Genomic DNA, 24,653 nt, shown 5'->3' with positions numbered 1-24,653 from the left:
AGGTTTTTATTATGAACTGCAAACCCTATATCCGCGCACATGCGGACGAACTGCTGGAGAGTCTTGCCGCGCTCGTGCGCATCCCGAGCGTAGAAGGCGTGCCGGAGGAGCATGCGCCGTTCGGCCGCGAGCCTGCCCGTGCGCTGCACGAAGCGCTTGCGCTCTGCGAAAAGCTGGGCTTCCGGACCGGCAATATGGACGACCGCGTCGGCTGGTGCGAGTACGGCGAGGGCGAGGAAATGGTGGCTGTGCTCGGTCATCTGGACGTTGTGCCCGCCGGCGACGGCTGGACCGAGACCGAGCCGTTCTCCGGCGAAATCAAAAACGGCCGCATTTACGGACGCGGCACGATGGACGACAAAGGCCCGATGGTGGCGGCCATCTACGCGCTGGCGGCGCTCAAGGATGCCGGATTTGCCCCCTCCAAGCGCATCCGTCTGCTGTTCGGCACCAACGAGGAAACCGGCTGCGGCGATATGTCGTGGTACGTTTCGCATGGCGGCGAACTGCCGGTGTACGGCTTCACACCGGACGGCGAATACCCGATCATCAACGGCGAAAAGGGCATTCTCAACGGCACTTACAGCCGAAAGCTGCACCAGACCGGTGAATACCGCCTGACAAAGTTCGAGGGCGGCGCCGCCTCCAACATCTCGCCCGCGTATGCAGCGGCGGAGCTGCAGTGCCCGGCGGACGCGGCTGCCAAAATCTCGGCGGACAAGGTAACCGTCACACCGATCGAGGGCGGCATCCGCGTGGAAGCCGAGGGCATTGCCGTTCACGGCTCGACCCCGGAGCAGGGCGAAAATGCCATCGGACGGCTGGCGCAGGCGCTCAATCAGCTGCCGCTGACCGGCGAACTTGGCGACTGCATGGCATTTGTGGCAGAGCGCATCGGCATGGAGGTACACGGCGAGTCCCTCGGTCTCGCCATGCGCGATGAGCTGTCCGGCCCGCTGACGCTCAACCTCGGCGTGGCAAAATTTGAGCAGGAAACGCTGTCGCTCGTTTTCTCGGTGCGCTACCCGGTCACCCTGAAATACGAGCGCGTATACCCGCGTCTGTCGCACGGCTTCACGCTCGGCGGCTTTACCGAAACCGAAATGACGCACGCGGCGGCCATTTACATGCCGCCCGAAAGCGAACTCATCCGCAGACTGTCCAAGGTATATGAGGAGCAGACCGGCGAGAAGGCGGAGCTCAAGAGCATCGGCGGCGGCACCTATGCCAAGTCCATGCCGAACCTTGTCGCATTTGGCCCGATCTTCCCCGGCGATGAGGTGCGCGAGCACAAGCCGGACGAGTACATGGAAATCGAGCGCGTGCTGCAGAACGCGGAAATCATCGCGGCGGCAATGTACGAACTGGCAAAGTAAGGAGATTGTATGAGCAGAGAGACAAATATGACCGTCGGCCGTCCGACAAAACTCATTCTCGGACTGGCCGTACCGCTGATTTTGACAAATGTCGGTCAGCAGCTGTACACAGTCGCAGACGCGTCCATCGTCGGGCGCGGTGTCGGTGTGGAGGCGCTGGCCGCACTCGGCGCGACCGACTGGCTGTACTGGCTGGTGCTGTGGACCGTGCAGGCCATGACGCAGGGCTTTTCCGTGCTCGTGTCGCAGACCTTCGGCTCAAACGATAAAAAGGGACTGCGAAAGGCCATCACCATGTCCGTGCTGCTGTGCGCGGCAGTCGGCATCCTGCTGACCGTGGTGTTCGTGTCCTCAGCAGGATGGCTGCTGCACCTGCTGGACACGCCCGAGAACATCTATGACGGCGCGCACATTTATTTAACCATGATGTATGCGGGCACGCTCATCACGATGGCGTACAATATGGCAGCGGCGATTCTCCGCGCACTCGGAGACGGAAAAAGTCCGCTTATTGCCATGTTTACTGCCGGATGTCTGAACATTGTGCTCGATCTGCTGTTCGTTATCCGCTTCGGCTGGGGCATTCCGGGCGCTGCCGCCGCGACGCTGCTCGCGCAGCTGTTTGCATTCGCGTACTGCGTCAATGCGCTGCGGAAAATCCCGGATGTGTCCGTCGAAAAGCCGGACTGGCAGCCGAACGGCAGTGTGATCCGGCGGCTGTGCCATCTTGGTCTGCCGCTCGCGCTGCAGCATTTCGTCATCGTCATCAGCGGCATCATCATGCAGGCGGTTATCAACACCTGCGGCTTTGTGTTCCTCGCGGGTTTTACCGCGACCAACAAGCTGCACGGTCTGATGGACTGCTCCGCGTCCGCGTTCGGCTACGCCGCCTCGACCTACACCGGCCAGAACTGGGGCGCAAACCGGCTTGACCGCGTGCGAATGGGTGTCCGCTCGACGCTTGTGCTGGCACTCAGCTTTTCCGCACTGCTGGCGGCGGGCATGATCCTGTTCGGCCGTCACGTTGTCGCGCTGTTCATCTCCGCGGATGCTGCCAACGCCGCCGAGGCGCTGTCGGTCGCGTACGATTATCTGGTCGTCATGAGCACGTTTTTGCTGTCCGCCTATGTGCTGCACACCTACCGCTCGGCTCTGCAGGGCATGGGCTTTACGACCGCGCCCATGCTCTCCGGTCTGACCGAGTTCGCAGGCCGTGTGGGTGCATCGCTGCTGCTGACCAAGGCCATCGGCGAGCGCGGTCTGTTCTACACGGACGCGGCCGCGTGGACATTCGCAGCGGTATTCCTTGCGGCATCGTACTATATCCAGCTGTTTATCATCCGAAAAAAAGGTTTGACCTATCAAAATACAAAGTAACAAAAAGAGGCTGTAAATTTAATTTACAGCCTCTTTTGCGCTTATTCGCCGTAGATTCCGGCGCGGTCGTTGATAACCAGCGTGCGGAGCAGCTCTTCGGTCAGGTCGAGCTTTCCGTGCTCGTCGCCAAGCAGCCAGCCCTTGCGCGTCAGCTTCTCGACGGTCGGCTTCGCCCACGCGGGAACGGCGGAAACGCTGTTGTACGTCCTGCGGGTGCTCTCGATGATCTTCTTTACCTCGGCTTCGGTCATGTCAGGTTCCTCCTTTTTCTGTAGACCCTGCTTGAATGCTGTCCACGCGGATGCGCTCTCGACGAACGGCGCAGGACAGTTTTTGTGCGTAACATCGTAGTGGCGCACAACATTTTCGATTGGAATACCGTACTTTGCCATCAAACCTCGCACAAGCGTCTGTGCTCGGCGCACGGTCTCGGGCATAAAGTAGAATTTCTCGCCGTTTTTGCGGCTGCACAGCTCAATGCCGATACTGTTCGCGTTGCGGCAGTACGGATGAAAATAGGTGCCGCGCGTGCCGCAGTGCCATGCGATATCCGCGTCGCGGACCGACTGCCAAACCTCGTTTTCGTCCACAAAGTAGTGCGCTGAGGTCGAAATCTCTGCCCGAGCGAAGTAATCCGCGTTATTTTTTGCGGTATCGCCGTCGTTTGCTGTAAAGTGAAGCACCAGATAGCGGATATCCTCCTTCCCGCGTGCGGCTCGGCGGTAGTTGCCGCTGTGCGCCTGTTTGAATGCAATGTTCATCATTGCGTCACCTCCTTCAACCCTATGCCGGATGGAGGCGAAAATTGACCGGGAATGGTCAACTTTTTGAAAATTTTCGAGAAATTTTTCTGCACCCCAACGGATCGGTGCAAAAAAACAGAGGACGCCCAAACCGGGGCAAAAAGCCGCCATTTGTTAACGGTATATCCCTTGTATTTTCCCGTCTGGCTTGATACAATAAGCTTGTAAGAGAAAGGAGGCGTTTACAATGAAACGCTCAAAAGTCATTATAGCCGTAATTGCGATCATTGCAGTAGTCGCCGCAGCCTGTGTATATGGATATGTCCGCAGCAAGCCCGCCGATGAGCCGGAAAAGCCTGCTGTTACCGAGCCGGAGAACCCGACCACGCCGGAAACGCCGGACGACAGCAATTCCGGCAAACCGTCCGATTCCAAGACCGATGAACCTGCCGTACAGCCGGAAAATCCCAATCCGAGCGGCACGGAATCGGTCACGATCTACGTTCCGGACGAACAGGGTGAAACACTCACGCCGACCGGCGCAGACGCGAAGGACGACTCCGACCAGTCGCTCGTGGATGCGCTCATCGCCGCAGGCTCACTGCCCGAGGGCGTCAAGGTGCAGTCCTCGTCGCTCGAGAACGGCACGCTCACGCTTGACATGAATGCCGCCTTCGGCGAGGCGATCCGCGCCTCCGGCACCGCCGGTGAAACGCTCAAGATCTACGCACTGGTCAACACGTTCGCGCAGGCGCGCGGCGCAACCGCAGTGCTCATCACCGTGGACGGCAAGGTGCTCGAAAGCGGACACGAGGTCTACGATTACGCGATCGAACCGAACAACTGATCTGCAAAAGAAAAGCTCCGAAACGCCTGTTTCGGAGCTTTTTCTTACTTATTCATCATTTTCAGGAATTTTTCCTTGATATGCGCGGCAGCCGCGCACGGATCGTCCGCCTTCATGACGGCAGAGACCACGGCGATGCCCTTGATGGGGCTGTCAGCCAGCACGTCCATATTATCCGCGTTCAGGCCGCCGATGGCAACCACCGGAATCGGGACCGCGCGGCACACATCGTTCAGCACGGAGACCGGCGTAACCTTGGTGGTAACGTGGGTAGTCGTCGGGTAAATGGCGCCGGTGCCGAGGTAATCCGCGCCGTCGTTGTACGCGGCAACGGCCGCTTCGACCGTCTTGGCGGTCGCGCCGACGATCTTATCCGGGCCGAGCAGACTGCGGCAGACCGCCACCGGCAGGTCGCTCGCGCCGACGTGCACGCCGGCCGCATCGCAGGCAATGGCAACGTCCACGCGGTCGTCGATGATGAGCGGCACGCTGTAGCGGTCGGTGACGGACTTGACCTGCTGCGCCAACTCAAGGTAGCTGCGTCCGCCGGTGTCCTTCTCGCGGAGCTGAATGAGCGTTGCACCGCCCCTGCACGCCTCGTCCACCGCGCGGAGCAGGGTCTCGGTCGTGTGATAGGTACTGTCCGTAATGACATATAATGTAGGATCAAACTGCATGATGATACTCCTTTTTTCAACTTATTGTGCCGTTTCGCATTCTTTTACCGTCTTGCGAATGAAAAACAGGCTGATAACATCGACAACGTAAATAAACTGGGAAATGACCTGCAGGACTGCGGTTCCGGTGCTGATTGCGCCCTGCCTGCACGCGTGCAGGATGAGCGCAATGCAGTAGCCGGACGAGGCCATCATGGCGAACCAGGCAACCAGCATTTGTAAGAGCACGACCGGCAGCGTCATCGGGAAAATCAGCGTAAACATGCCGTAAATCATGCCGAAAAAGAAATTCAGCAGGAACATTGGAATCGCGATGCACTTCATTGCAATGATGCAGCGCCACAGCGTCTGCCGCACCGCCGGGTCGGACAGCCGCCTGTACATCACAGCAGCGCAAATCAGATTGCAGATTGCCAACGGCCCAATAAGCAGCCAGAACAGGAATAATCCCATCTGAAATATGTCCTTATCCGTTCCTTGCGCCACAAAAGCGCACAGAAATTCGCCTGCATACGACAGCGCCAGACCGACAAAGCAAACGATTTCACAGATGCCAAAAAACTTTGCAGCCTTCATTCGCTCTCCCCTTTTAGCGCATGTTAATTTTCATCAATTTATTTTCACGATAAGCAAATCCTGTTCTTCCCCGAGTTCACCGAGCGCGGTGCCGTCCGGCTGAAACGCCATGCTGTGCCCGACAAATTTTCCGGGCGCATACTGGTCTGCGCCGAGCACGGTCAGGCCGTTCTCGATGGCTCGCGCGCACAACAGGGTACGCCAGTGCAGCAGCTTGTTCTCGCCCTGCACCCAGCCCGCCGGAACGAACAGCGTCTCGGCGCCGCGCGCCTTCTGCTCGGCGGCAAGCGCCGGAAACCGAAGCTCGAAACAGGTAATGATGCCCAGTTTTCCGACAGGTGTCTCGATGGGCGAAAACGGCTTGTCCCCTGCCCGGCACTCATCGGATTCCCGATAGCCGAACGCATCGTACAAACGGTTCTTGCGGTGCGTTCCGCGCAGGCTGCCGCGGTCGTCAAGAACCGCAATCGTGTTGTACGGCAGACCGTCCGTGCGCTCGTACATGCCTGCGGCAATCCACAGGCCGTATCTCCTGCAAAGTTCACCGAGCGCAATAATGAACGCGCCGTCACACCGCTCTGCGGCCTCGATATTTTTCGACCGTGCGTTCACTTTTGCGTAATACATGCTGTATTCCGGCAAGAACAGCATTTTTGCTCCATTTTCCGCCGATATTTGTGCAAGGCGTTCTATTTCCCTGAGATTGGCAGTTTTGTCCTCTCCGGCGCCGAACTGCCCGATGGCAACCGTGCTCACGCCTCTCTCCAGCCCTTGCAGACGTCCACCCATGCCTTGAAACCGGAGAATTTCTCCAGTTCCGGGATGGTGACCTCGATGGCTGAGTTGGACGAGCCGCACGCCGGGAATACCGTCTCGAACCGTCGGAGCGATTCATCGAGGTAGACCGTTACGCCGTCGTTCACGCCGAACGGGCACACGCCGCCGACCGCATGACCGATCTCCGGCTCGACCTCCTCAAACGCAAGCATCCGCGCCTTGCAGCCGAACCGCGCCTTGTACTTCGGGTTGTCGATCTTGGTGTCGCCTGCCGCAACGATGAGGATCACGCCGTCATTCGTGCGGAACGACAGCGTTTTTGCGATGCGTGCCGGTTCGCAGTGAGCAGCTTCGGCGGCCAGCTCCACAGTCGCGCTGGACACCGGGAATTCGATCACGCGATCCTCTGCGCCGAACTGACGCAGATACGCTTTTGCTTTTTCGATGGACATGGATCTCAATCTCCTTCTGTCTGCTGCGGGATATCGTCGATCATGCTTTCGCACAGCCGACGTAAATAATTTGCAATTTCGCTGAGCGCAAGGCATGTGCACAGCCGCTCCTCCGGGTCGTCCGGCGTCTCGGGCAGCTGGGCAGTCAGCAGCGGCGGAATCGCCTCACGCATGCGCTTCTTGTCCGCGAGCAAATGCTCGTAGCACGCCGCAAAGTCCACATCGTCCCGACCGGTCAGCGCCTTCACATCGTTTAAGCGCAGCGTCTGCTTCAAATGGTACACGCAGAGCAGCTGCATGATCTGCTGGCGCGTGTATTTTTTGCCCTTCACCGGCGTCATAAGCCCTTCCTTGACGTAGTTGTTGACCATGGTTTTTGTCAGCAGCTTATCCTCCGGCGTGCGCTTGCTGCCTGATAGACACTGATCGAACAGCGTCAGCACCTGATCCATATACAGGTCAAGCTGCGGCACCTCGTCGGGCATGATATCGCGGTCGGCAAAGACCGCTTCTATGGTTTTCTCCAGCCGCGGCATGGCGTTCACCTCATCTTTTTACAAAATATTAACAATTACAACGTTGAACGGAAACACGCAATTTTTCGTCTGTCCGTGCGGTCTGCAACGCTATTATTATAAGCCTTTTGCGCGCTTCACGCAAGAGTTATGCCGCTCGACAAATCCACTATATTATGGTATACTGAACGAACAATAAGCGGTAGGAGGCTTACATATGAAAAAATTCTGGCAACGCCTGGTCCTTTTCGGACTGACAGGTGCATTTTTTGTATCCTGCATCAGCTGCAGCGCGGCAAATACTGCCTCGAAGGTTCCGATTCTGATGTACCACAACCTGACGAACGATCCGTCCGCCGTGACGAGCATGACCATCACCGGCGAGCGGTTTCAGGAGGACATGGAATATCTGGAATACAACGGCTACACGCCGCTGCTCTCGGCGGATTTGATCGACATCCGAGCCGGAAAGGAAGCCATGCCCGAGCGGCCGGTCATGATCACCTTTGACGATGGTTATCGCTCCAATTACGATATTGCGTACCCGATTCTGCAGAAAACCGGCATGAAGGCCGTCATTGCACTGATCGGCAAAAGCATCCGCGCAAACGACAACACGGAAGCGAACCGCTTTTTCCTCAAGTGGGATGAGGCAGCCGAAATGGCCGACAGTGGTCTGGTAGAACTGGGTTCTCACACCTACAACCTGCACAACCCGCAGTACGGCGGACTGACCGCACCGGACGGCATCAACGGCATCCAGCGGCTGAAGGGCGAATCGCAGGCGGCGTATAACAAGCGCGTCGGTGAGGACCTCAAGCAGAGCATCGACCTCATCACGCAAAATACCAACCAGAAAAACGTGCTGTTTTTCGCATATCCGTTCGGCGCGCGCGATGCGTGGATGCAGCCGCTGCTGCAGAAAAACGGTATTCAGGTCAGCGTACTGACCAACACCGGAACGGCGTCTATCCGGCGCGGATTGACCGATCTGCCACGTTACCGCATCACGATGGACACCAAACTGAGCGATATTCTTCCGGCGAACCCGAACGCCTCGCACGATATTACCGTGCGGGCGCACATGCCGACCATGATCAAGAATGAGAAAATCCGGCAGGAAGTCGCCCGGCACCTTCCCGCACAGGAGAGAACCATAAAGATTCCGAAATCGTATACCTGATTTTCCAAGCACTGTCTTTGATTAACAAAGACGGTGCTTGAGACTGTCGAAAAACTTTGTTTTCCGAACAGCCTCTCGCTCGAAACCACGCTTTCGAGCGAATCTCGAAGAAAAACCGCGTCCTGCGGACACATTTTTTCTTCCCTTGTATAAATTCCGAGATACATGCTCCCGGAATTTATGAATTTGCAAAGCAAATTCGATTGAATGCGTGCTGCCGCACGAAGCATAAAAATCGAATATTGCTTTTTCGACAAGCTGAAGCACTGTCTTTGATTAACAAAGACGGTGCTTTTTTATGGTGACAATTTGGAGAAAGCACTTGCAATTTCCGAAAAATATGGTATCATAACAGACATGATATAGTTTTTAACTCTACATAGCAAAAGGAGGAGTTTGTATGCCTCGTGCATTTCTCAAGGCCCGCGAGCCGTTTTCCAGTTACTCTCATTTCATCGGTGCGGTGCTCAGCGGCGCCGGACTGTTCGTTCTGCTCGTGCGGCTGCTGTTCGATTCGTCCGTCACCGGCTCGCTTGCGGCGGCTGCCGTGGTATTCTGCCTGTCGCTGATCGCGCTGTACTCTGCAAGCAGCGTGTACCATTTCTCCGGCCGCGGCGAAGCCGTCCTGCGGCGGCTGAAAAAACTCGACCACAGCATGATCTATGTGCTGATCGCGGGCAGCTATACGCCGATTATTCTCAAATTCATGCCTGCGCCGCGCAGCTATATCTTTCTTGGCGTGATCTGGCTGATTGCGCTGACCGGCATTGCCATCAAGCTGCTGTGGATTGACGCGCCGCGTCTCATCGGCACCGCGCTGTACCTCGCGCTCGGCTGGGCGATCGCGTTTGATTTCGGAGTCGTGCTGTCCATGCCCGCGCCTGCCATTGCCCTTCTGGCTGCCGGAGGTCTGGCGTATACGGTCGGCGGCGTGATCTATATCGCCAAAAAGCCGAATCTCGGGCTGATGATCGGATTTCATGAGCTGTTTCATCTGTTCGTAATTGTCGGCAGCGTTTGTCATTATCTGATGGTGTTTCTTTATGTACTATAACAAACGAGCCGTGAATCTTCATGTGATTCACGGCTCGTTTTTGTTTTCATCCGCACCCGACAAACCATTTTTATTACTGCTATGGCGGAACACTCCATAATTCGGATACTTTATCCACGGATAATCCGGCTCTGTACCATAATTATTCCGTATATATTTTTCTAACTCCGTTCGATTCATACTGCCATCTCCATTCCCCGGTTTATATTACTCTCCGTATCGCCTGCAACCTTTTCAAAATCTCTTCCCATACAGTATTCAAAAAAGTGCTTCTTACCGATTGACAAAAATATGGATTTGCAATATACTCTTAATTAAGAAGCATTACTAATAAAGGAGGTGCATTTTATGCAGACCAGAAACACCATTCAGCGTCAGATTGTATTGCAGGCAGTGAATCAGATGCACAACCACCCTACCGCAGATGCGATTTATGCCGTTATCGCGGCGCAGCATCCGACCATCAGCAAGGCCACGGTTTACCGCAATCTGAACCAGCTGGCAGCTCAGGGCGAGATTTTGCGCGTGCCGGTGCCGACCGGTGCCGATCACTTTGATTTCAACATCAAGCCGCATTATCATGTGCGATGCACCAAGTGCGGCGGCGTTTTTGATGTATTTATGCCGCCTGTCACCGATCTCATCGACCGCGTGGAGGATTCCTCCGGCGTGGAGCTGCATCGGTACGAAATTCTGTTCGAGGGTATTTGTAGCGCTTGCAGGAAAGACTAAAAGAGCAGTCAGAACGGTCTGACCGTCAACCGGAAGAATAGCGGAGAAAGGATAACTGTTATGGCAGAACTCAAGGGCACCCGCACCGAAGCAAACCTGCAGACCGCATTTGCAGGCGAATCCATGGCACGCAGCAAGTACACGTTCTTTGCCTCCAAGGCGAAAAAGGACGGCTATGTGCAGATTGCGAAAATCTTCGAGGAAACCGCCGCAAACGAGAAGGAGCACGCGAAAATCTGGTTCAAACTGCTCAACGGCGGCATTGACGATACCGCAGCCAACCTCAAGGCTGCCGCAGAGGGCGAAAACTACGAGTGGACCGACATGTACGCTACCTTCGCCAAAGAGGCGCGTGAGGAGGGCTTCGACCACATCGCAGACCTGTTTGAGATGGTCGGCGCAATCGAAAAGGAGCACGAGGAACGCTACCGCAGGCTGCTCAAGAATGTCGAGGATAAGCTGGTCTTTTCCCGCGACGGCGACTGCGTATGGCAGTGCTCCAACTGCGGACATATCGTGGTTGGCAGGCAGGCGCCGGAGGTCTGCCCGGTTTGTGCACATCCTAAAGCCTACTTTGAACTCAAGGCTGACAATTACTAATTGAAAATGGAGAATGAACCTTTTGATTTACCATTCTCCATTTTTATTTACGAATGTGCAAACGAGTTGGGAAACGGTGGGATGAGGTCATCCCGCCCTACGATAACATGAACAATCAACGCAAAATATTACACCATAATCAATATGAAACGAGGGAGAAACAACCGTTTCCCCCTCATTTTTGTTTAGTTTGCGGAGCGTACTGCGTCCTTCATGCTCTTGACGTACTCCTTGACGTGCGGCACGCAGTCCCTGCCCATGAGCGCGGCGGCGGTCGCGGTTGCAACACCGTGCTGACCGGCGCCGGTCTCTGCGATCAGACGGATCTTGCCCATCTTTTTCGCCAGCAGCGCCTGACCGAGCACGTTGTTGATCTTGTGTGCGCCCGTGTGGTTCAAATCCTCACGCTTGAGGTAGATTTTCGCACCGCCGAGGTCGCGGGTCATATGCTCCGCAAAGTACAGGCGTGACGGACGGCCTGCGTAGTTGTTCAGCAACTCGGTCAGCTCCGCGTTGAATTCCGGATCGTTCTTATAGTGGTTGTAGGCTTCCTCCAACTCGATAACCGCGTTCATCAGCGTTTCCGGCATGTACTGACCGCCGTGTACGCCAAAACGTCCCTTGCTCATTGGTTTGCTCCTTTCACAAGCGCCGATACGCGGCGCATCTTGTCAATATCCTTTACATCGTCCGTTTCAATGCCGCTGGACAGGTCGAGCGCATACGCGCCGGTCTGTGCGGCTCTTTGGACGTTGGTTTCATTCAGTCCTCCCGCGAGAAAATACGGGTGGTTTACCTCTCCTATCAGCGACCAGTCGAACGTTTTGCCGCTGCCTCCATAGGCGTGCTTTACATAAGTATCCAGCAGCAGATAATCCACCGGCAGGGTGTCCGCCTGCTCAATGTCGCGGTGGGTCTCCACGCGCACGGCGTAGACGATGGGCGCGCTTGTCAGCTTTCGCAGCTTGTTTATATAATGCAGGCTCTCGCCGCCGTGCAGCTGGATAATGTCGATAACCTCATCGCGCACGAGCGCGGCAATATGCTCCGGTTCGTCGTTCACAAACACGCCGACCGCCTTGATGTGCGGGTCGAGGTGCTCCTTGAGCCGAGCCGCGTCTAAATCCGATACATGCCGGCGGCTCTCCGCGAACACAAAACCGATAAAGTCCGGTTTGGTTTCGTTCGCGGCCTCTATATCCTCTTTGCGGGTCAGTCCGCAGAATTTCAGCTTCATTTTACCGCCTCCCGGAGTGCGTCAAGCGCCTGTTTCTTGTCTGCGGCACGCATGAGGTACTCACCTACCAGAACCGCGTCTGCGCCCGACTTGGACGAAACCGACCGGTTGCCGTGCTTTGCAACCGGCACACCGCCTGCCGCCGCCACAAACGCGGCGGTCGTGGAGATGTTGAACGAGCCGACCTCGTCACCGCCGGTGCCGACAATATCCATGACCGCGCCCTTCGGCTCGATGTGCGCGCCCTTTTCGCGCATGACCTCGGCGCAGGCGGTAATCTCGGTGATGGTTTCGCCCTTCATGCGGAGCGCCGTCAGCAGGGTTGCCATTTCGATGTCGGTCGCGGTGCCGTCCATCATTTCCTCCATTGTTGCACGAGCGATGGTATAGTCCAAATCTCGGCCGTTGATGGCCTCGTGAATTGCAAGCTGAATCATTTATATCGACCTTTCTATTACATCTACTATATCATTACTAATTGATATCTTCTCCGTAGGGCAGCCCGCCCTACGGTTCTGGTCAAACTTTACATAGACAGAAAGTTTTTCATATAGCCGGGCCCCGGAGAAAGAATGATGTGCGAGGGATTCAGTCCCTCGATTTCGCTGACGGTGAGCGCGTCATTGCGGACAACGCGCATATCCGGCTGGATGGCCGCCGCCTGCTGAAACAGGTTATAGGAAAAAGAATCGTAATTGTCGATCAGGAGAATCATTATCCGTCTACCTCCGATGCACGCTCGATGGCGTTCATAACTGCCTTTGCCTTGTTTGCGCTTTCCATATATTCATTATGCGGCACGGAATCCGCGACGATGCCGCCGCCGTATACGCCGCGCGGCTCACTCTCCTGCTCCTCGATAATTTCGCAGGCGCGGATCTTGGGTGCGCCGGACAGGGTGCCCGCCGGAAGCACCGCTTCGATGGCGTCGCACGCGTCGTACTTTTCGTCAATGTCGCCCTCGACCTGAGAGCAGATATGCATGATTTTAGAATACCGGTGAATCATCATGTAATCGGTGACTTCGACCGTGCCGATCCTGGACACGCGGCCAAGGTCATTGCGGCCCAGATCGACCAGCATGTTATGCTCGGAAAGCTCCTTCTCATCGGCAAGCAGCTCGTTCTCGAGCGCCTTGTCCTCCTCCGGCGTTTTGCCGCGCGAACGGGAGCCCGCAACCGGGAAGGTGGTCAGGCGGCCGTTATCCAGTCGGACGAGCGTTTCCGGAGAGGAACACATGATCTCGTCCCCATCAGTGGAGAGGAACACCATGTACGGTGAGGGATTGGTGGTGCGGAGCACGCGGTACGCCGAAAGCAGGCTGTCCTGATACGGACTGGAGAACTGACGCGACTGCACCGCCTGAAAGATATCGCCGTCAAAGATGTATTCGCGGATTTTCTCCACGATGTCGGCGTACTGCGCCTCGGTGACATTGCAGGTGAAGCTCGGCCTGCTCGTCACCTTGAGCGGCGGCAGCGGACTTTGGTCGTTGATCAGCGCTGCCATGCCCTCGAGCGCGGCACAGGCTTTGCCGTAGTTCTCCATCACGCTGTCGGTCTTCATGTTGACGATGAGCACAATCTTCTGCTTGAGGTGGTCATAGGCGATGACCTTGTCGAACAGCATCAGGTCGAAATCGTCCCATGCGCCGCGCTTGATTTTGAGCGTCGGCTCCGCGTAGCCAAGCATCGCATACGCGAAGTAGCCGACGAAACCGCCCGTGAACGGCGGCTGACCCTCAAGCCGCGGTGCGCGGTACTCGCTGAGCACCTCGCGGAGCACGGTGAGCGGCTTGTCGGTCTTGACCGTCTTGTTGACCGCACCCTCGAGCGTTACCGTGCCGTTTTTGCAGGTTGCACGCAGGATGGGGTCATAGCCGAGGAAGGAATAGCGCGCCCATTTTTCGCCACCCTCCACGCTCTCCAGCAGGAAAAAGCGGTCGGAGCGCGTCTGCAGCCGGCGCAGCAGCGAAATCGGCGTTGTCATATCGGCGTAGATCTCGCGGCAGACCGGAATGGTCGTATACTCCTCCGCGAGTTCTATAATCTCATCACAGCTTGGCGTAATCATTGTGTTTTCCTCCATTTACAGCAAAACATCGGCGGTAATCATAAACCGTGTTTTATTTCTTGGGTTCGTGCGGCAGCACGCATTTAATAGAATTTGCGGAGCAAATTCATAAAAAGGCAGGGCGTGTACCTGCTTTTTTATACAAGGGAAGAAAAAATGTGTCCGAAGGACGCGATTTTTCTTCGGGATTCGATCGAAAGCGTGGTTTCGATCGAGTGTCTGTTCGTTCCGAACAGACACAATAAAAAAAGGCTCTTGTCTCACGATACAAACGTATCATGGGACAAAAGCCTGTTACTTCTGCGGTACCACCCAAATTGGCGTACAAAAACGTCCACTCTGTCGTGTGCAAACACACACGCTCACATGATAACGGCGGGAATCCCGTCAGCCATACTCTCCCTGCGGATTTGAGGCTGCCCTCACAAGTCCATTCAGTAACGTCCTCTGCTGCTCTCCTCACACCACCGGAAAGCTCTCTGAAAGCGCGGTCTCGCTCTTACTCACTCTTGTTCTGCGGTTTTGCTTTTTTTGAAATCAGTATATTCCCACGATGAGAATTTGTCAAGTGGATTTTTTGCGTTTTTTCTCAAAGTCCTACTTTTTCTCTATGTTATTTCGCAATGGGATACGACGGGCACACCGCGCCGAGCGGACAGCCCTCACACTTCGGGCTGCGGGCGGTGCAGTGCTCGCGGCCGAACAGCACCAGCCGATGGCAGAAATCGGACGACTCCGCCGGGTCGAGCAGCTTTCTCAGGGCGTTCTCCACCTTGACCGGGTCCTTCTCGTTCTTGACGAAGCCCAGCCGGTTGGACAAACGGATGCAGTGCGTATCGCACACAATGGCCGGTTTGCCGAAAATATCCCCGAGGATGAGGTTGGCGGTCTTGCGGCCGACGCCCGGGAGCTTGAGCAGCTCCTCCATGGTATCCGGCACCCTGCCGCCGTAATTGGCAATCAGCATCATGGCGCACGCCTTAAGGTCGCGCGCTTTGGTGCGGAACAGGCCGCAGGTCTTGATGGCCTCGGCAATCTCCTCCTCGGACGCATCCGCGAAGCTCTGCAGGGTCGGAAACTGCTTGAATAATTTTTCTGTCACAATATTGACGCGCGCGTCCGTGCACTGCGCGGAAAGCCGGGTGGCGAACAGCAGTTCGTAATCGTGTGTATAATGCAGGGCGCAGACCGCCTCCGGATAGACGGTTTTCAACAGCTCGGTAACGGCGGCGGCACGTTCTTTCTTGGTCATTGTGTTATCCTCTCTCCCCAAATAATCCTACTGGTATTGTAACATATCGTCGAAAAAAGGGCAACTGTTTGCACAAAAATGCACAATGTAACAATTTCACTATAAACTGCTGAAGCGTTAACGCAAAAATCAGATGTTTGTCAATAGATTCCATGCGAAAAATGTGGTTTAATTATAATAGTAAATTCTTATCCAGCAGGAGGCTGTATCATGGTTCGTCAAGCAATGGACTTCGTGACGGCGTTCGACCCCGAACTCGGACGTATGATCGAAGCGGAATACAAACGACAGGCGCGCAACATTGAGTTGATCGCCTCGGAAAACATCGTCAGCGAGGCTGTTATGGCGGCAATGGGCAGCGTGCTGACCAACAAGTACGCCGAAGGCTATCCCGGCAAGCGCTACTACGGCGGCTGCGAATGCGTCGATGAGGTAGAAAACCTCGCCATCCACCGCGTGTGCCAGCTGTTCGGCGCGAAATACGCAAACGTGCAGCCGCACTCGGGCGCGCAGGCGAACATGGCGGTCTATCAGGCGCTGTGCAAGCCGGGTGATACCGTGCTCGGCATGAGCCTGGACAACGGCGGTCACCTGACCCACGGCTCGCCGGTCAATCAGTCCGGCCTGCTGTACAACATCGTGCCCTACGGCGTGGATGAGAACGGTCTCATTGACTATGATGCGCTCCGTGCCCTTGCAAAAAAGGAGCAGCCGAAGATGATCATCGCCGGTGCGTCCGCGTACCCGCGCGCCATCGACTTTGCAAAATTCGCTGAAATCGCACACGAGGTCGGCGCGTACCTGTTCGTTGACATGGCGCACATTGCCGGTCTGGTGGCTGCCGGTCTGCACCAGAGTCCGGTTCCCTACGCGGATGTCGTCACCACCACCACGCACAAGACGCTGCGCGGTCCGCGCGGCGGCGTCATCCTGACGAACGATGAGGAACTGGCAAAGAAGTTTAACAAGGCCATCTTCCCCGGCACACAGGGCGGCCCGCTCGAGCATGTCATCGCCGCAAAGGCGGTCTGCTTCGGTGAGGCACTCAAGCCGGAGTTTAAGGCATATCAGCAGAATGTTGTCACCAATGCCCGCGTGCTCGCGGACGCACTCCAGAAGCAGGGCTTCGATCTGGTCAGCGGCGGCACGGACAACCACCTTATGCTCATCGACCTGCGAAAGACCGGCGTGACCGGCAAGGAGCTGCAGCGCCGTCTGGACGAGGTGTACATCACCGCCAACAAGAATGCCATCCCGAACGACCCGGAAAGTCCGTTCGTCACCTCGGGCATGCGCATCGGCACGCCCGCTGTCACCACCCGCGGCTTCGGTGCGCCGGAGATGCTCCGCATTGCCGAGTTCATCTGGCAGGCCGCAACCGATTTCGACAACAAGGCAAACGATATCCGCCGAAATGTACGCGATATCTGCGCAAATTTTCCAATTTACTAACATTTTTTGCCGATTCTCTACTATGGGAATCGGCTTTTTGGTTGGCTTTGTTCGGTTTGCATAATGCAAAATTACCTGTCAGAAACAGTCGAGTAGATAAAGTTTTTGTAAGGTTTGAACAAAATGCTTGCCTTTTTCCGTCAGTATGCTATACTTAGATACGAGAGGGAGAGCAAATCCCGCCAAATGGCTTGGAGGAAATAACAAAAGGGGAAATGCAGTAATGGGAATTAAACTGAAACTGACCGGTCTCCGGCGATTTGTCCGAACCGAGGCCGAGATTGCGGACTACACCGCGCAGGTCGCGGCAGCGCAGGACACGCTCGTGAACGGCACTGGCGCCGGAAACGATTTTCTTGGCTGGCTGAATCTGCCGGTGGATTATGACCGGGACGAGTTTGCGCGCATCAAGCAGGCGGCAAAGAAGATTCAGCAGACCTGCGATGTGCTGATCGTCATCGGCATCGGCGGCTCGTATTTAGGGGCACGGGCAGCCATCGAGTTCGTAAACGGTCAGTTCTACAACCAGGTCCGTCCGGAGGGCATTCCGGAGGTGTACTTTGCCGGCAACAACATTTCGTCGTCCTACTTAAACGACATTATCAAGATGATCGGTGACCGCGATTTCTGCATCAACATCATCTCGAAGTCGGGCACGACCACCGAGCCTGCCATCGCCTTCCGCGAGCTGAAAAAGCTGTGCGAAAGCAAATACGGCAAGGAGGGAGCGCGCGAGCGCATTTTCGCCACGACGGATAAGGAGCGCGGCGCGCTCAAAAAGCTGGCGGATGACGAGGGCTACGAGACCTTTATTGTGCCGGATAACATCGGCGGCCGTTTCTCGGTGCTCACGCCGGTCGGTCTGCTGCCGATGGCTGCAGCCGGTCTGGACATTGACGCGGTGATGGCGGGCGCTGCCGCCTCCCGCGAGAACTATTCTCAGGGCTCCTTGCACGACTGCGCGCGCTATGCGGCACTGCGCAATCTGCTGCTGTTCAAGGGCAAATCCATGGAGATCATGGTAAATTACGAGCCGTCGCTCGTCATGCTCGGCGAATGGCTCAAGCAGCTGTTCGATGAGTCCGAGGGCAAGGACCATAAGGGTCTGTTCGTCACCTCAGCGAATTTCTCCACCGACCTGCATTCCATCGGTCAGTTCATTCAGGACGGCTCGCGCATCATGTTCGAGACCGTGCTGTGGGTCAAGGAACCGCGCTCCGAGATTACCATCGAGCATACCGAAGAGGATATCGACGGCCTGAATTATCTGGCAGGTCAGACCGTGCAGCACGTCAACCAGAAGGCGTACGAGGGCACGCTGATCGCCCACATGGACGGCGGCACGCCGAATATCATCCTCGAGATCGACCGCACGGACGCCTGGCATTTCGGCTATCTGGTCTACTTTTTCGAGAAGGCCTGCGGCATTTCGGGTTACCTGCTCGGCGTAAATCCGTTTAATCAGCCGGGTGTTGAGGATTATAAGAAGAATATGTTTGCACTTCTGGGCAGATCGGGTTTTGAGGAGCGGAGAAAGTACCTTGAGGCGCGTGTCAAGCTGGAAGACTGATCGTCCCTTTTACCCTTTGTATTGATGGGGTATAACTCCGGTGATTTCACTAAATCACGCACATAACCGATACTGGATACCCAAAAGATGCCGAAGGCAACTTCGGCATCTTTTCATGCCTCGAAAGAAGCACAAAAATTATTGTATGATACAAAAGAATTCTCTCTTTTCAGAATTGTGTACTTATGGGAAATGAGCTTATAAATATACATTGCAAACAGCAGACATCTATTTTATAATCAAATATAAAAATCGGAACTTGAGGTGATGAAACTATGGCTGAAATACAAATTGCATGGTTAGAATTGATGACAGTTGGAGGTCTTGGTGTAATATTAGTTCTACTAGGAGTTACTTTCAATATCATTGTAAAAAGACAGAATAAATTGTGTACAAAAAAGACAGACGGTATTGTTAAACAATATGGGTTTCCTGGAAATGGAAGAGTGTACCCAATCGTTGAGTACTTTGTGAATGGAACTTGTTATAAAGCAAAGAAAAAATTTCGAGGAATTATAACAACGCAACTATCAGGAGTACCTGTACCGATGAAATCAGAAGTCTATGAAGATGAAAAAGGATGGCTACATGTAAAAACTGGAGCTATTGCAAATTTGCGTCAATTTGCGGAGCAGTTGTGGCCTATCAACAGTAAGATGACAGTTTATTATAATCCAAACAATCCTAAAAAGTGCTATGTTGATAGACCAATTTCAAAAAGTTTTACTTCCATGATGTTTATCATAATGGGGACAGTAACAATACTCTCGAGTGTACTGGTATTCTTTTTGATGCAGTTATAAATTGCAAAAGATAATTGCTAATCAGACAAATTCCAGTTTGTTGAACTGAATAGCATATTCTGACCGATAGGAGCAAGGTTAAACCCCACCTTGCTCCTTTTCCAATGCTTAAAGTTCCGTCAAATCGACTGAGGGATTGGCGGATAGGCTTATATCAACACAAAAGGTAAAAGGGAGGACTGATCTCTTTGCTGTATTCAAGGAGAGCGCGCTGTGCTCTCTCCTTTTTATTTTGCGCGTATGCCAAATTGAGAATGGAAAATGCCAAATCTCCACGCTCATTCTCCATTCTCAATTACTCCACCCTTGCGTAAATCCAGCCATTCCGGGCAAAATAAATGCGGTGATGAAAATGAAACTGCAAACTCCCGCAGTCTTTGCGCTGGGCGCGGCCGGTTACGCCGCGCTTGAGCTTCTCTGGCGCGGACGCACCCACTGGACCATGGCGCTGACCGGCGGTGCGGTTCTGGTCGGTCTGCGGCAGCTGCGGCGGCGCGTACACGAGGAAAACCCGCTCTCCCGCTGCCTGTGCGGCGCGGCATGCATCACGGCGGCGGAATATGTGGTCGGCTGCACGGTCAACCGGCATTTCCGGCTGCGCGTGTGGGATTACTCGCACGAATTCGGCAATGTTCAAGGGCAGATCTGCCCGAAATACGCCGTGCTGTGGACGCTGCTCGCCGCGCCGATCATGCTGCCGAAATAAGACGGAAATGTGTGCCTCTCCCCTTGCAATACGGTTTTCAATGTCTTATAATAGTGGTAAACTATGCAGAAAAGGAGACACACCATGCTGATTGCAGTCAACGCAGGAAACAGCCGCGTTTTGCTCGGCGGCTATGAGGAGGACGGACAGGTTTTTTCTGCCTCCATCGCAACCGAGCCCAAGCTGACGCGCGATGACTACGCCTGCAAGCTGCAGCAGGTGCTTTTGCTGTACGGCGTGAACGTGCGTCGCATCCACGGCGGTATTGTCAGCTCGGTCGTTCCGAGCATGGTCGGCGTGCTCGAGGGTGCGCTGCGCCTGCTCGGCATCTGCGACGTCATCGAGGTATCAAGCGGCGTCAAGACCGGACTCAACATCCGCTCCGAGCAGCCGCGGCAGGTCGGCTCGGACCGCGTAGCCGCTGCGGTGGCCGCCCGTGCCAAGGGAAAGCTGCCGTGCGTGGCGGTTACGCTCGGCACCGCGACCACGTTCACCGCGCTCGACCAGTCCGGTGCGCTGGTCGGCTCGGCCATCACGGCGGGCGTGCAGCTGAGTCTGCTCGCGCTCCGCGAGCAGGCGGCGCAGCTTCCGGCGGTCGCTATCGACGCCAAGGACGAGGGCATTCTCGCCCGGAACACGGTCGATGCCATGCGCGTCGGCGCGGTTTACGGTGCCGCGTCGCTCGTGGACGGCATGGTCGAACGCTTTGCGGAGGCGCTCGGAGAAACGCCCTATGTGGTGCTTACCGGAGAGCTTGCGCCGCTCGTCACTCCCTATCTGCGTATCCCGTTCGAGTACGATGAAAGCCTTGTGCTCGACGGTCTGCACCTGATTTGGAAGAAAAATCGGGGTTGAAAGAGATTTGGCAGCGAATTTCTATCGCTGACCACCACAATTTTTGTATTGCGCTGTACCTGTCAAAGCAGGACGGCAGCAGGAGGAATTACAAATGAATAACAAAACTACCAACGTACGGTATCTCGCGCAGCTGGCGCTGCTTGCGGCGATCGAGGTCGTGATGAAGCTGATGGGTCTGGGCAGCGTGCCGGTCGGCCCGCTGTACATGTCGTTCCTGACCGTGCCGATCGCTGTCGGCGCGATGACCATGGGCCCGACCGCCGGTGCGATTCTCGGCGGCGTGTTCGGCTGTGTCAGCTTTAAGGATGCGCTTGCAGGCGGCGGTATGACCGGTGCACTTTTCCAGATCAGCCCGATCAACACCTTCGTGCTGTGCGTTGTCATGCGCGTGCTGATGGGCTGGTGCGTCGGCCTGCTGTTCTGCGTGCTGCGCCGCGTGGACCACAAGAAGAGCTGGAGCTATTTCGTTGGTGCGCTGTCCGCGCCGCTGCTGAATACCATTTTCTTCATGGGTTACATTGTTCTGGTGTTCTACAAGACCGACTTCGTGCAGGAGCGCGTTGCCTCTCTCGGCGTGGCTAACCCGCTGTCCTTCGTGGTTGCACTGGTCGGCGTACAGGGTCTGATCGAGATCATCGTCGGCTGTGCGGTCGGCGGCGTGCTCGCCCGTGCGGTAGCATCGTTCCTCGGTCATCGTGCACCTGCAAAAGCAGAATAAATAATTGCTAATTGCGGCAGTTTCTCTCATTTTTCGCAGAGAAACTGCCGTTTTGCGTTCCCGGAAAACCTTTCCGCGCCCAGAGAATTTCCGTGCCGCCAAATGTCCGGCAGAATAGAAAAGGTTCACAGCGTTGTTTTCATGCTCCGCGCGGCATAGTAATAGCGGAGGTGAAAAAATGCAAAAAAATCACGCAAAACGCACGGCGCTCGCCCTGTTCCTGCTGTTTGCGGTAACAGTCTCCGCGCAGGCGGCAAAAATCGCCGAGGTCATCCCGATCGGGCACACGGTCGGCATCAAAATGCAGGCAGAGGGCGTGCTGATCGTGCAGCTGACCGAGGTGCAGGGCGCGGACGGCGCGCGCTCCCCTGCGAAGGAGGCGGGCGTGCAGGAGGGCGATGTGCTGTGCAAGGCCGGTGAGACGGCGCTGCACTCGAACGACGATCTGCAGAAGCAGGTCGCGCTCTCGGCGGGACAGCCGATCAAGCTGACGCTCGAGCGCGGAGACGCGGAGAAAAGCGTCACGGTGACGCCGTGCAGGGACAAAACCGGTGCGTACCGCATCGGCGTGCTCGCGCGCGACAGTCTGGCAGGAATCGGCACGCTGACCTACGTTGACCCGCAGACCGGCGCGTTCGGCTCGCTCGGTCACGGCATCTGCGACAGCGAGACCGGTGTGCTGCTGCCGCTGCAGGAGGGCACGATCATTCACTCGACGGTGAGCAGCGTGCAGCGCGGCAAGGCGGGTGAACCGGGTTCGCTGCAGGGCGAATTTTCGACTAAAAAATCGCTTGGAACCGTGGCGCAGAACACAGAAAGCGGCATTTTCGGCACCATGACGGACGATTCGCTGTACAGCGAGCTGCAGTGCGTGCCGGTCGCGTCGGCAGACGAAATCAAAATCGGTGACGCGGAAATCCTGTCCAACGTGGACGGCGACAGCGTGCAGCGTTATTCTGTCCAGATTGTCAAGCTCTATCCGGCGAACGACGAATACGGGCGCAGCATGATGCTCCGCGTGACCGATTCGCAGCTTGCGGAGAAAACCGGCGGCATCGTGCAGGGCATGAGCGGCAGTCCGATCCTGCAGAACGGCAAGCTGATCGGCGCGGTAACGCATGTGCTGGTCGATAATCCGATGGAGGGGTATGGAATTTCGATGGAGAAAATGCTCAAAGCGAGTTAGATTTCATGAGCAATCAGGAATCAGCAGTTCGTAATTTGTGATGGGTTTACCTTGCGTTTGGGCGCACATTGTGCGCCCTTTCTTTTGGGTTAATCGCCACTGTTTTGTTGTCGAAAACCGCAGTTTTGCTTGTATTTTGTCTATTGCCGGGGAATTTTGAAAATATGCAGAAATTGCAAAAGCGGTCGGTCTGACCGGTCGTTTCGGGTAAATCGACAGATTTTGTCGAATTCTGTCTGCAATTTTCTGTCCATATTTTTACAAAAGGTCTTGCAAGTTATGGTAGTATATGGTAATCTATTGCCAAGAAAAAGAGATAAACTTTATCGGAAAGCTGGTTATGACATATGGATGAGAAAATTAGAGTTTTACTTGCAGACGACGACACCGAATTTTGCGCGCGTATGTCGGCGGTACTGGACAGTGCGGACGATTTTGAGCTGGTCGGCATTGCGGAAAACGGCGAAAAGGCACTTTCCGCAGTCAATGAGCTGCGGCCGGATGTACTTATCATTGAACTGATGCTGCCGGTGATGGACGGCATGAGCGTGCTCAGCCGCCTGCACGAGCAGGACGGACCGCATCCGGCGGTAATGGTATTCTCGGCGTTTGCAAGCCCGCAAATCGGCGCGGAATGCGCGGCGCTCGGCGTGGATCTGTTCCTGCGCAAACCGATGGAGCCGCAGGCGGTCTGCGAGCGGCTTCGCCTGTGGCGGGCCGGTCAGCTGCGCGCGGTCAAGGCCGAGGAAAGCATGGCGCTTGAGCTCCGCGTGACCGAGGTGATTCATCAGGTGGGTGTGCCGGCGCACATCAAGGGCTACCAGTATCTGCGCGAGGCCATCATGATGGCAGTCGAGGATATCGAGTCGGTCAGCGCCATCACCAAGGTTCTGTATCCGTCGATTGCCAAAAAGTTCAAGACGACCTCCTCCCGCGTGGAGCGCGCCATCCGGCACGCGATCGAGGTCGCATGGGATCGCGGCGACATCGAAACCCTGCAGAATTACTTCGGCTACACAGTTTCGGGCATCAAGGGCAAACCGACTAATAGCGAATTTATCTCGATGATTGCCGACCGGCTGCGCCTGCAGATGCGGTTTGGGGCGTAAAGCAAATTTACAACGCACGAAGCAGTAATATCATTCAGATTGCGATTTATCGGTATCGTATGCGTACTATTTACACTGTTATGTGAATCGCAGTTAATCACTCACAAGCCTGCCAACATAGCGAAAGTGTGCGTGAAGCGCGGGTTCAAGCCTATAAACTTTTTCTGATATTGTGAATAAATGAAACAATTTATTTGCAGCCTTTCCAACGAAAAACCGCAGCGCCCTCTCGGGCGCTGCGGTTTTCAGGTGATATGCATTTTCCTTATGTCAAATCAATGAGCCAATCTCGGGCGGTTCCGGCTTTTTCGGCTCGTTACAGTTCTCCACGCCGAGAACCTCTGCGCGGATGTCCTCCTCGATCTCCTTCTTGCTGCGGCGGCGGTCCAGACGCGAAATATACAGATACTTCCGGATCACGAACAGGATGCCGATCGACAGCACGGCGATCAGATTCTCGATCGGCGAGGTATGCTCGACGATCATCTGGCGCGCGATGGCGAGGAGCATAACGTCAACCACCGAGTCGATGGTGTAGCTGGTGATCATCTTGATCAGCTCGATGCCGATGATGATCAGGCAGGCCGAGCTCATGCGTGCCTGCAGATACGCCGGATCACCGAACAGCTTGTTCATATCGGTCATGGCGACCATGCCGATGCCGGACACAATACACGCGATCAGGATCACCATGCCAAGGGTGATCTCAACCGCTGTCGCGGCGTTGGAGAGTTTGTCTCGAAAATCAGAATTCATGGCAATCTCCCTTTCTCTACTCCT

General features: G+C 55.5%; 27 protein-coding genes, 2 pseudogenes and 1 other annotated feature. Of the genes and pseudogenes, 15 read left to right on the top strand and 14 right to left on the bottom strand.

What is annotated here, in order from left to right; all coding sequences use genetic code 11:
- Positions 1-11 precede the first annotated feature (11 nt).
- Together pepV and DW724_RS05400 are read left to right on the top strand one after the other, a co-directional pair.
- Positions 12-1,376, top strand: coding sequence for a dipeptidase PepV (gene pepV / locus DW724_RS05405; protein WP_118760895.1), 1,365 nt, complete (start codon positions 12-14; stop codon positions 1,374-1,376).
- A gap of 9 nt (positions 1,377-1,385) precedes the next feature.
- Positions 1,386-2,753: an MATE family efflux transporter gene (locus DW724_RS05400; RefSeq protein ID WP_118760894.1), complete on the top strand. Its 1,368-nt coding sequence runs from the start codon at positions 1,386-1,388 to the stop codon at positions 2,751-2,753.
- A 41-nt stretch (positions 2,754-2,794) separates the two neighbouring features.
- Here DW724_RS05400 and DW724_RS05395 read toward each other — a convergent pair whose 3' ends face one another.
- Positions 2,795-3,517, bottom strand: a complete 723-nt coding sequence (locus tag DW724_RS05395) for a peptidoglycan recognition protein family protein (protein ID WP_243105694.1) — start codon at positions 3,515-3,517, stop codon at positions 2,795-2,797.
- A gap of 226 nt (positions 3,518-3,743) precedes the next feature.
- Here DW724_RS05395 and DW724_RS05390 point away from each other — a divergent pair, with 226 nt between their 5' ends.
- Positions 3,744-4,343, top strand: a complete 600-nt coding sequence (locus tag DW724_RS05390; RefSeq protein ID WP_118760893.1) for a GerMN domain-containing protein — start codon at positions 3,744-3,746, stop codon at positions 4,341-4,343.
- 44 nt (positions 4,344-4,387) lie between these two features.
- Here DW724_RS05390 and thiE read toward each other — a convergent pair whose 3' ends face one another.
- The 5 genes from thiE to DW724_RS05365 are packed head-to-tail and all read right to left on the bottom strand — an operon-like array spanning position 4,388 to position 7,361.
- Positions 4,388-5,020, bottom strand: a complete 633-nt coding sequence (thiE, locus tag DW724_RS05385) for a thiamine phosphate synthase (protein WP_118760892.1) — start codon at positions 5,018-5,020, stop codon at positions 4,388-4,390.
- 21 nt (positions 5,021-5,041) lie between these two features.
- Positions 5,042-5,596 carry a DUF6652 family protein gene (locus DW724_RS05380; RefSeq protein ID WP_118760891.1) on the bottom strand — a complete coding sequence of 185 codons (555 nt, stop codon included), beginning with the start codon at positions 5,594-5,596 and terminating at the stop codon, positions 5,042-5,044.
- A 33-nt stretch (positions 5,597-5,629) separates the two neighbouring features.
- Entirely contained in the window at positions 5,630-6,352 is a 723-nt protein-coding gene (locus DW724_RS05375) for a nitrilase-related carbon-nitrogen hydrolase (RefSeq protein WP_158580221.1), read from the bottom strand.
- Complete coding sequence (locus tag DW724_RS05370; protein WP_118730321.1) at positions 6,349-6,825, bottom strand: YbaK/EbsC family protein; 477 nt, start codon at positions 6,823-6,825, stop codon at positions 6,349-6,351. The genes DW724_RS05375 and DW724_RS05370 overlap by 4 nt, the downstream gene beginning before the upstream one ends.
- 5 nt (positions 6,826-6,830) lie before the next feature.
- Positions 6,831-7,361: a DUF1836 domain-containing protein gene (locus tag DW724_RS05365; protein ID WP_117492121.1), complete on the bottom strand. Its 531-nt coding sequence runs from the start codon at positions 7,359-7,361 to the stop codon at positions 6,831-6,833.
- Between the two features lie 196 nt (positions 7,362-7,557).
- Here DW724_RS05365 and DW724_RS05360 point away from each other — a divergent pair, with 196 nt between their 5' ends.
- On the top strand, positions 7,558-8,523 hold the full coding sequence (locus DW724_RS05360) for a polysaccharide deacetylase family protein (protein WP_118760889.1): 966 nt from the start codon (positions 7,558-7,560) through the stop codon (positions 8,521-8,523).
- Positions 8,524-8,923: 400 nt separating this feature from the next.
- Positions 8,924-9,577, top strand: coding sequence for a PAQR family membrane homeostasis protein TrhA (gene trhA, locus DW724_RS05355; protein WP_118760888.1), 654 nt, complete (start codon positions 8,924-8,926; stop codon positions 9,575-9,577).
- A gap of 27 nt (positions 9,578-9,604) precedes the next feature.
- Here trhA and DW724_RS15560 read toward each other — a convergent pair whose 3' ends face one another.
- Positions 9,605-9,757 (bottom strand): hypothetical protein, encoded by a 153-nt coding sequence (locus DW724_RS15560; RefSeq protein ID WP_158580220.1) that lies wholly within the window; start codon positions 9,755-9,757, stop codon positions 9,605-9,607.
- A gap of 168 nt (positions 9,758-9,925) precedes the next feature.
- On the opposite strand from DW724_RS15560, the gene DW724_RS05350 reads away from it, so the two are divergent.
- Both DW724_RS05350 and rbr read left to right on the top strand, forming a co-directional pair.
- Positions 9,926-10,309 (top strand): Fur family transcriptional regulator, encoded by a 384-nt coding sequence (locus DW724_RS05350; protein ID WP_116705667.1) that lies wholly within the window; start codon positions 9,926-9,928, stop codon positions 10,307-10,309.
- 60 nt (positions 10,310-10,369) lie between these two features.
- Positions 10,370-10,909, top strand: a complete 540-nt coding sequence (gene rbr, locus DW724_RS05345; protein WP_118760887.1) for a rubrerythrin — start codon at positions 10,370-10,372, stop codon at positions 10,907-10,909.
- A gap of 227 nt (positions 10,910-11,136) precedes the next feature.
- Here the strand turns inward: rbr and DW724_RS05340 are convergent.
- The 6 genes and pseudogenes from DW724_RS05340 to nth all read right to left on the bottom strand — a co-directional run.
- Positions 11,137-11,538, bottom strand: a pseudogene (locus DW724_RS05340) (pyridoxal-phosphate dependent enzyme); the annotation flags it as partial.
- Entirely contained in the window at positions 11,535-12,146 is a 612-nt protein-coding gene (locus tag DW724_RS05335; RefSeq protein WP_118760886.1) for a phosphoribosylanthranilate isomerase, read from the bottom strand. The pseudogene DW724_RS05340 and the gene DW724_RS05335, both read right to left, overlap by 4 nt.
- Positions 12,143-12,583 carry a hypothetical protein gene (locus DW724_RS05330; RefSeq protein WP_118760885.1) on the bottom strand — a complete coding sequence of 147 codons (441 nt, stop codon included), beginning with the start codon at positions 12,581-12,583 and terminating at the stop codon, positions 12,143-12,145. Before DW724_RS05330 ends, DW724_RS05335 begins: the two co-directional genes overlap by 4 nt.
- A 116-nt stretch (positions 12,584-12,699) precedes the next feature.
- Positions 12,700-12,861: pseudogene (locus DW724_RS05325) on the bottom strand (glutamine amidotransferase-related protein); the annotation flags it as partial.
- On the bottom strand, positions 12,861-14,219 hold the full coding sequence (locus DW724_RS05320) for an anthranilate synthase component I family protein (protein WP_118760883.1): 1,359 nt from the start codon (positions 14,217-14,219) through the stop codon (positions 12,861-12,863). The pseudogene DW724_RS05325 and the gene DW724_RS05320, both read right to left, overlap by 1 nt.
- Positions 14,220-14,495: 276 nt before the next feature.
- Positions 14,496-14,745: a binding site (T-box leader), on the bottom strand.
- Between the two features lie 87 nt (positions 14,746-14,832).
- On the bottom strand, positions 14,833-15,471 hold the full coding sequence (gene nth, locus DW724_RS05315) for an endonuclease III (protein WP_118563992.1): 639 nt from the start codon (positions 15,469-15,471) through the stop codon (positions 14,833-14,835).
- 210 nt (positions 15,472-15,681) lie between these two features.
- On the opposite strand from nth, the gene glyA reads away from it, so the two are divergent.
- The 8 genes from glyA to spo0A all read left to right on the top strand — a co-directional run bounded on the left by glyA (position 15,682) and on the right by spo0A (position 23,873).
- Entirely contained in the window at positions 15,682-16,923 is a 1,242-nt protein-coding gene (glyA, locus tag DW724_RS05310) for a serine hydroxymethyltransferase (protein ID WP_117752166.1), read from the top strand.
- Between the two features lie 223 nt (positions 16,924-17,146).
- Positions 17,147-18,493, top strand: a complete 1,347-nt coding sequence (locus tag DW724_RS05305; RefSeq protein WP_118563993.1) for a glucose-6-phosphate isomerase — start codon at positions 17,147-17,149, stop codon at positions 18,491-18,493.
- Between the two features lie 275 nt (positions 18,494-18,768).
- Positions 18,769-19,296 (top strand): DUF3592 domain-containing protein, encoded by a 528-nt coding sequence (locus tag DW724_RS05300; RefSeq protein ID WP_117819228.1) that lies wholly within the window; start codon positions 18,769-18,771, stop codon positions 19,294-19,296.
- Positions 19,297-19,648: 352 nt separating this feature from the next.
- Positions 19,649-20,002, top strand: coding sequence for a putative ABC transporter permease (locus DW724_RS05295; protein WP_243022773.1), 354 nt, complete (start codon positions 19,649-19,651; stop codon positions 20,000-20,002).
- An 84-nt stretch (positions 20,003-20,086) separates the two neighbouring features.
- A complete protein-coding gene (locus tag DW724_RS05290; RefSeq protein ID WP_158580219.1) occupies positions 20,087-20,857 on the top strand; it encodes a type III pantothenate kinase in 771 nt (256 codons plus the stop codon).
- A gap of 94 nt (positions 20,858-20,951) precedes the next feature.
- On the top strand, positions 20,952-21,578 hold the full coding sequence (locus DW724_RS05285; protein ID WP_118760881.1) for an ECF transporter S component: 627 nt from the start codon (positions 20,952-20,954) through the stop codon (positions 21,576-21,578).
- A 178-nt stretch (positions 21,579-21,756) separates the two neighbouring features.
- Positions 21,757-22,764, top strand: a complete 1,008-nt coding sequence (gene spoIVB / locus DW724_RS05280) for a SpoIVB peptidase (RefSeq protein ID WP_118760880.1) — start codon at positions 21,757-21,759, stop codon at positions 22,762-22,764.
- A gap of 347 nt (positions 22,765-23,111) precedes the next feature.
- A complete protein-coding gene (spo0A, locus tag DW724_RS05275; RefSeq protein ID WP_118760879.1) occupies positions 23,112-23,873 on the top strand; it encodes a sporulation transcription factor Spo0A in 762 nt (253 codons plus the stop codon).
- 270 nt (positions 23,874-24,143) lie between these two features.
- Here spo0A and DW724_RS05270 read toward each other — a convergent pair whose 3' ends face one another.
- Positions 24,144-24,629, bottom strand: a complete 486-nt coding sequence (locus DW724_RS05270; protein WP_118478520.1) for a phosphate-starvation-inducible PsiE family protein — start codon at positions 24,627-24,629, stop codon at positions 24,144-24,146.
- Between the last annotated feature and the right edge of the window lie 24 nt (positions 24,630-24,653).

This window comes from Butyricicoccus sp. AM27-36 (genome assembly GCF_003480945.1).
GTDB classification, from domain to species: Bacteria; Bacillota; Clostridia; order Oscillospirales; family Butyricicoccaceae; genus Agathobaculum; species Agathobaculum butyriciproducens.
The sequence above is the reverse complement of the archived record's forward strand: the minus strand, read 5'-3'. Positions and strand labels throughout refer to the sequence as shown.

Bases quoted from the DNA above. Each gene is read 5' to 3' on its own strand.
- pepV (WP_118760895.1), top strand. From the start codon at position 12: ATGAACTGCAAACCCTATATCCGCGCACATGCGGACGAACTGCTGGAG.
- DW724_RS05400 (WP_118760894.1), top strand. From the start codon at position 1,386: ATGAGCAGAGAGACAAATATGACCGTCGGCCGTCCGACAAAACTCATT.
- DW724_RS05395 (WP_243105694.1), bottom strand. From the start codon at position 3,517: ATGATGAACATTGCATTCAAACAGGCGCACAGCGGCAACTACCGCCGA.
- DW724_RS05390 (WP_118760893.1), top strand. From the start codon at position 3,744: ATGAAACGCTCAAAAGTCATTATAGCCGTAATTGCGATCATTGCAGTA.
- thiE (WP_118760892.1), bottom strand. From the start codon at position 5,020: ATGCAGTTTGATCCTACATTATATGTCATTACGGACAGTACCTATCAC.
- DW724_RS05380 (WP_118760891.1), bottom strand. From the start codon at position 5,596: ATGAAGGCTGCAAAGTTTTTTGGCATCTGTGAAATCGTTTGCTTTGTC.
- DW724_RS05370 (WP_118730321.1), bottom strand. From the start codon at position 6,825: ATGTCCATCGAAAAAGCAAAAGCGTATCTGCGTCAGTTCGGCGCAGAG.
- DW724_RS05365 (WP_117492121.1), bottom strand. From the start codon at position 7,361: ATGCCGCGGCTGGAGAAAACCATAGAAGCGGTCTTTGCCGACCGCGAT.
- DW724_RS05360 (WP_118760889.1), top strand. From the start codon at position 7,558: ATGAAAAAATTCTGGCAACGCCTGGTCCTTTTCGGACTGACAGGTGCA.
- trhA (WP_118760888.1), top strand. From the start codon at position 8,924: ATGCCTCGTGCATTTCTCAAGGCCCGCGAGCCGTTTTCCAGTTACTCT.
- DW724_RS15560 (WP_158580220.1), bottom strand. From the start codon at position 9,757: ATGAATCGAACGGAGTTAGAAAAATATATACGGAATAATTATGGTACA.
- DW724_RS05350 (WP_116705667.1), top strand. From the start codon at position 9,926: ATGCAGACCAGAAACACCATTCAGCGTCAGATTGTATTGCAGGCAGTG.
- rbr (WP_118760887.1), top strand. From the start codon at position 10,370: ATGGCAGAACTCAAGGGCACCCGCACCGAAGCAAACCTGCAGACCGCA.
- DW724_RS05335 (WP_118760886.1), bottom strand. From the start codon at position 12,146: ATGAAGCTGAAATTCTGCGGACTGACCCGCAAAGAGGATATAGAGGCC.
- DW724_RS05330 (WP_118760885.1), bottom strand. From the start codon at position 12,583: ATGATTCAGCTTGCAATTCACGAGGCCATCAACGGCCGAGATTTGGAC.
- DW724_RS05320 (WP_118760883.1), bottom strand. From the start codon at position 14,219: ATGATTACGCCAAGCTGTGATGAGATTATAGAACTCGCGGAGGAGTAT.
- nth (WP_118563992.1), bottom strand. From the start codon at position 15,471: ATGACCAAGAAAGAACGTGCCGCCGCCGTTACCGAGCTGTTGAAAACC.
- glyA (WP_117752166.1), top strand. From the start codon at position 15,682: ATGGTTCGTCAAGCAATGGACTTCGTGACGGCGTTCGACCCCGAACTC.
- DW724_RS05305 (WP_118563993.1), top strand. From the start codon at position 17,147: ATGGGAATTAAACTGAAACTGACCGGTCTCCGGCGATTTGTCCGAACC.
- DW724_RS05300 (WP_117819228.1), top strand. From the start codon at position 18,769: ATGGCTGAAATACAAATTGCATGGTTAGAATTGATGACAGTTGGAGGT.
- DW724_RS05295 (WP_243022773.1), top strand. From the start codon at position 19,649: ATGAAACTGCAAACTCCCGCAGTCTTTGCGCTGGGCGCGGCCGGTTAC.
- DW724_RS05290 (WP_158580219.1), top strand. From the start codon at position 20,087: ATGCTGATTGCAGTCAACGCAGGAAACAGCCGCGTTTTGCTCGGCGGC.
- DW724_RS05285 (WP_118760881.1), top strand. From the start codon at position 20,952: ATGAATAACAAAACTACCAACGTACGGTATCTCGCGCAGCTGGCGCTG.
- spoIVB (WP_118760880.1), top strand. From the start codon at position 21,757: ATGCAAAAAAATCACGCAAAACGCACGGCGCTCGCCCTGTTCCTGCTG.
- spo0A (WP_118760879.1), top strand. From the start codon at position 23,112: ATGGATGAGAAAATTAGAGTTTTACTTGCAGACGACGACACCGAATTT.
- DW724_RS05270 (WP_118478520.1), bottom strand. From the start codon at position 24,629: ATGAATTCTGATTTTCGAGACAAACTCTCCAACGCCGCGACAGCGGTT.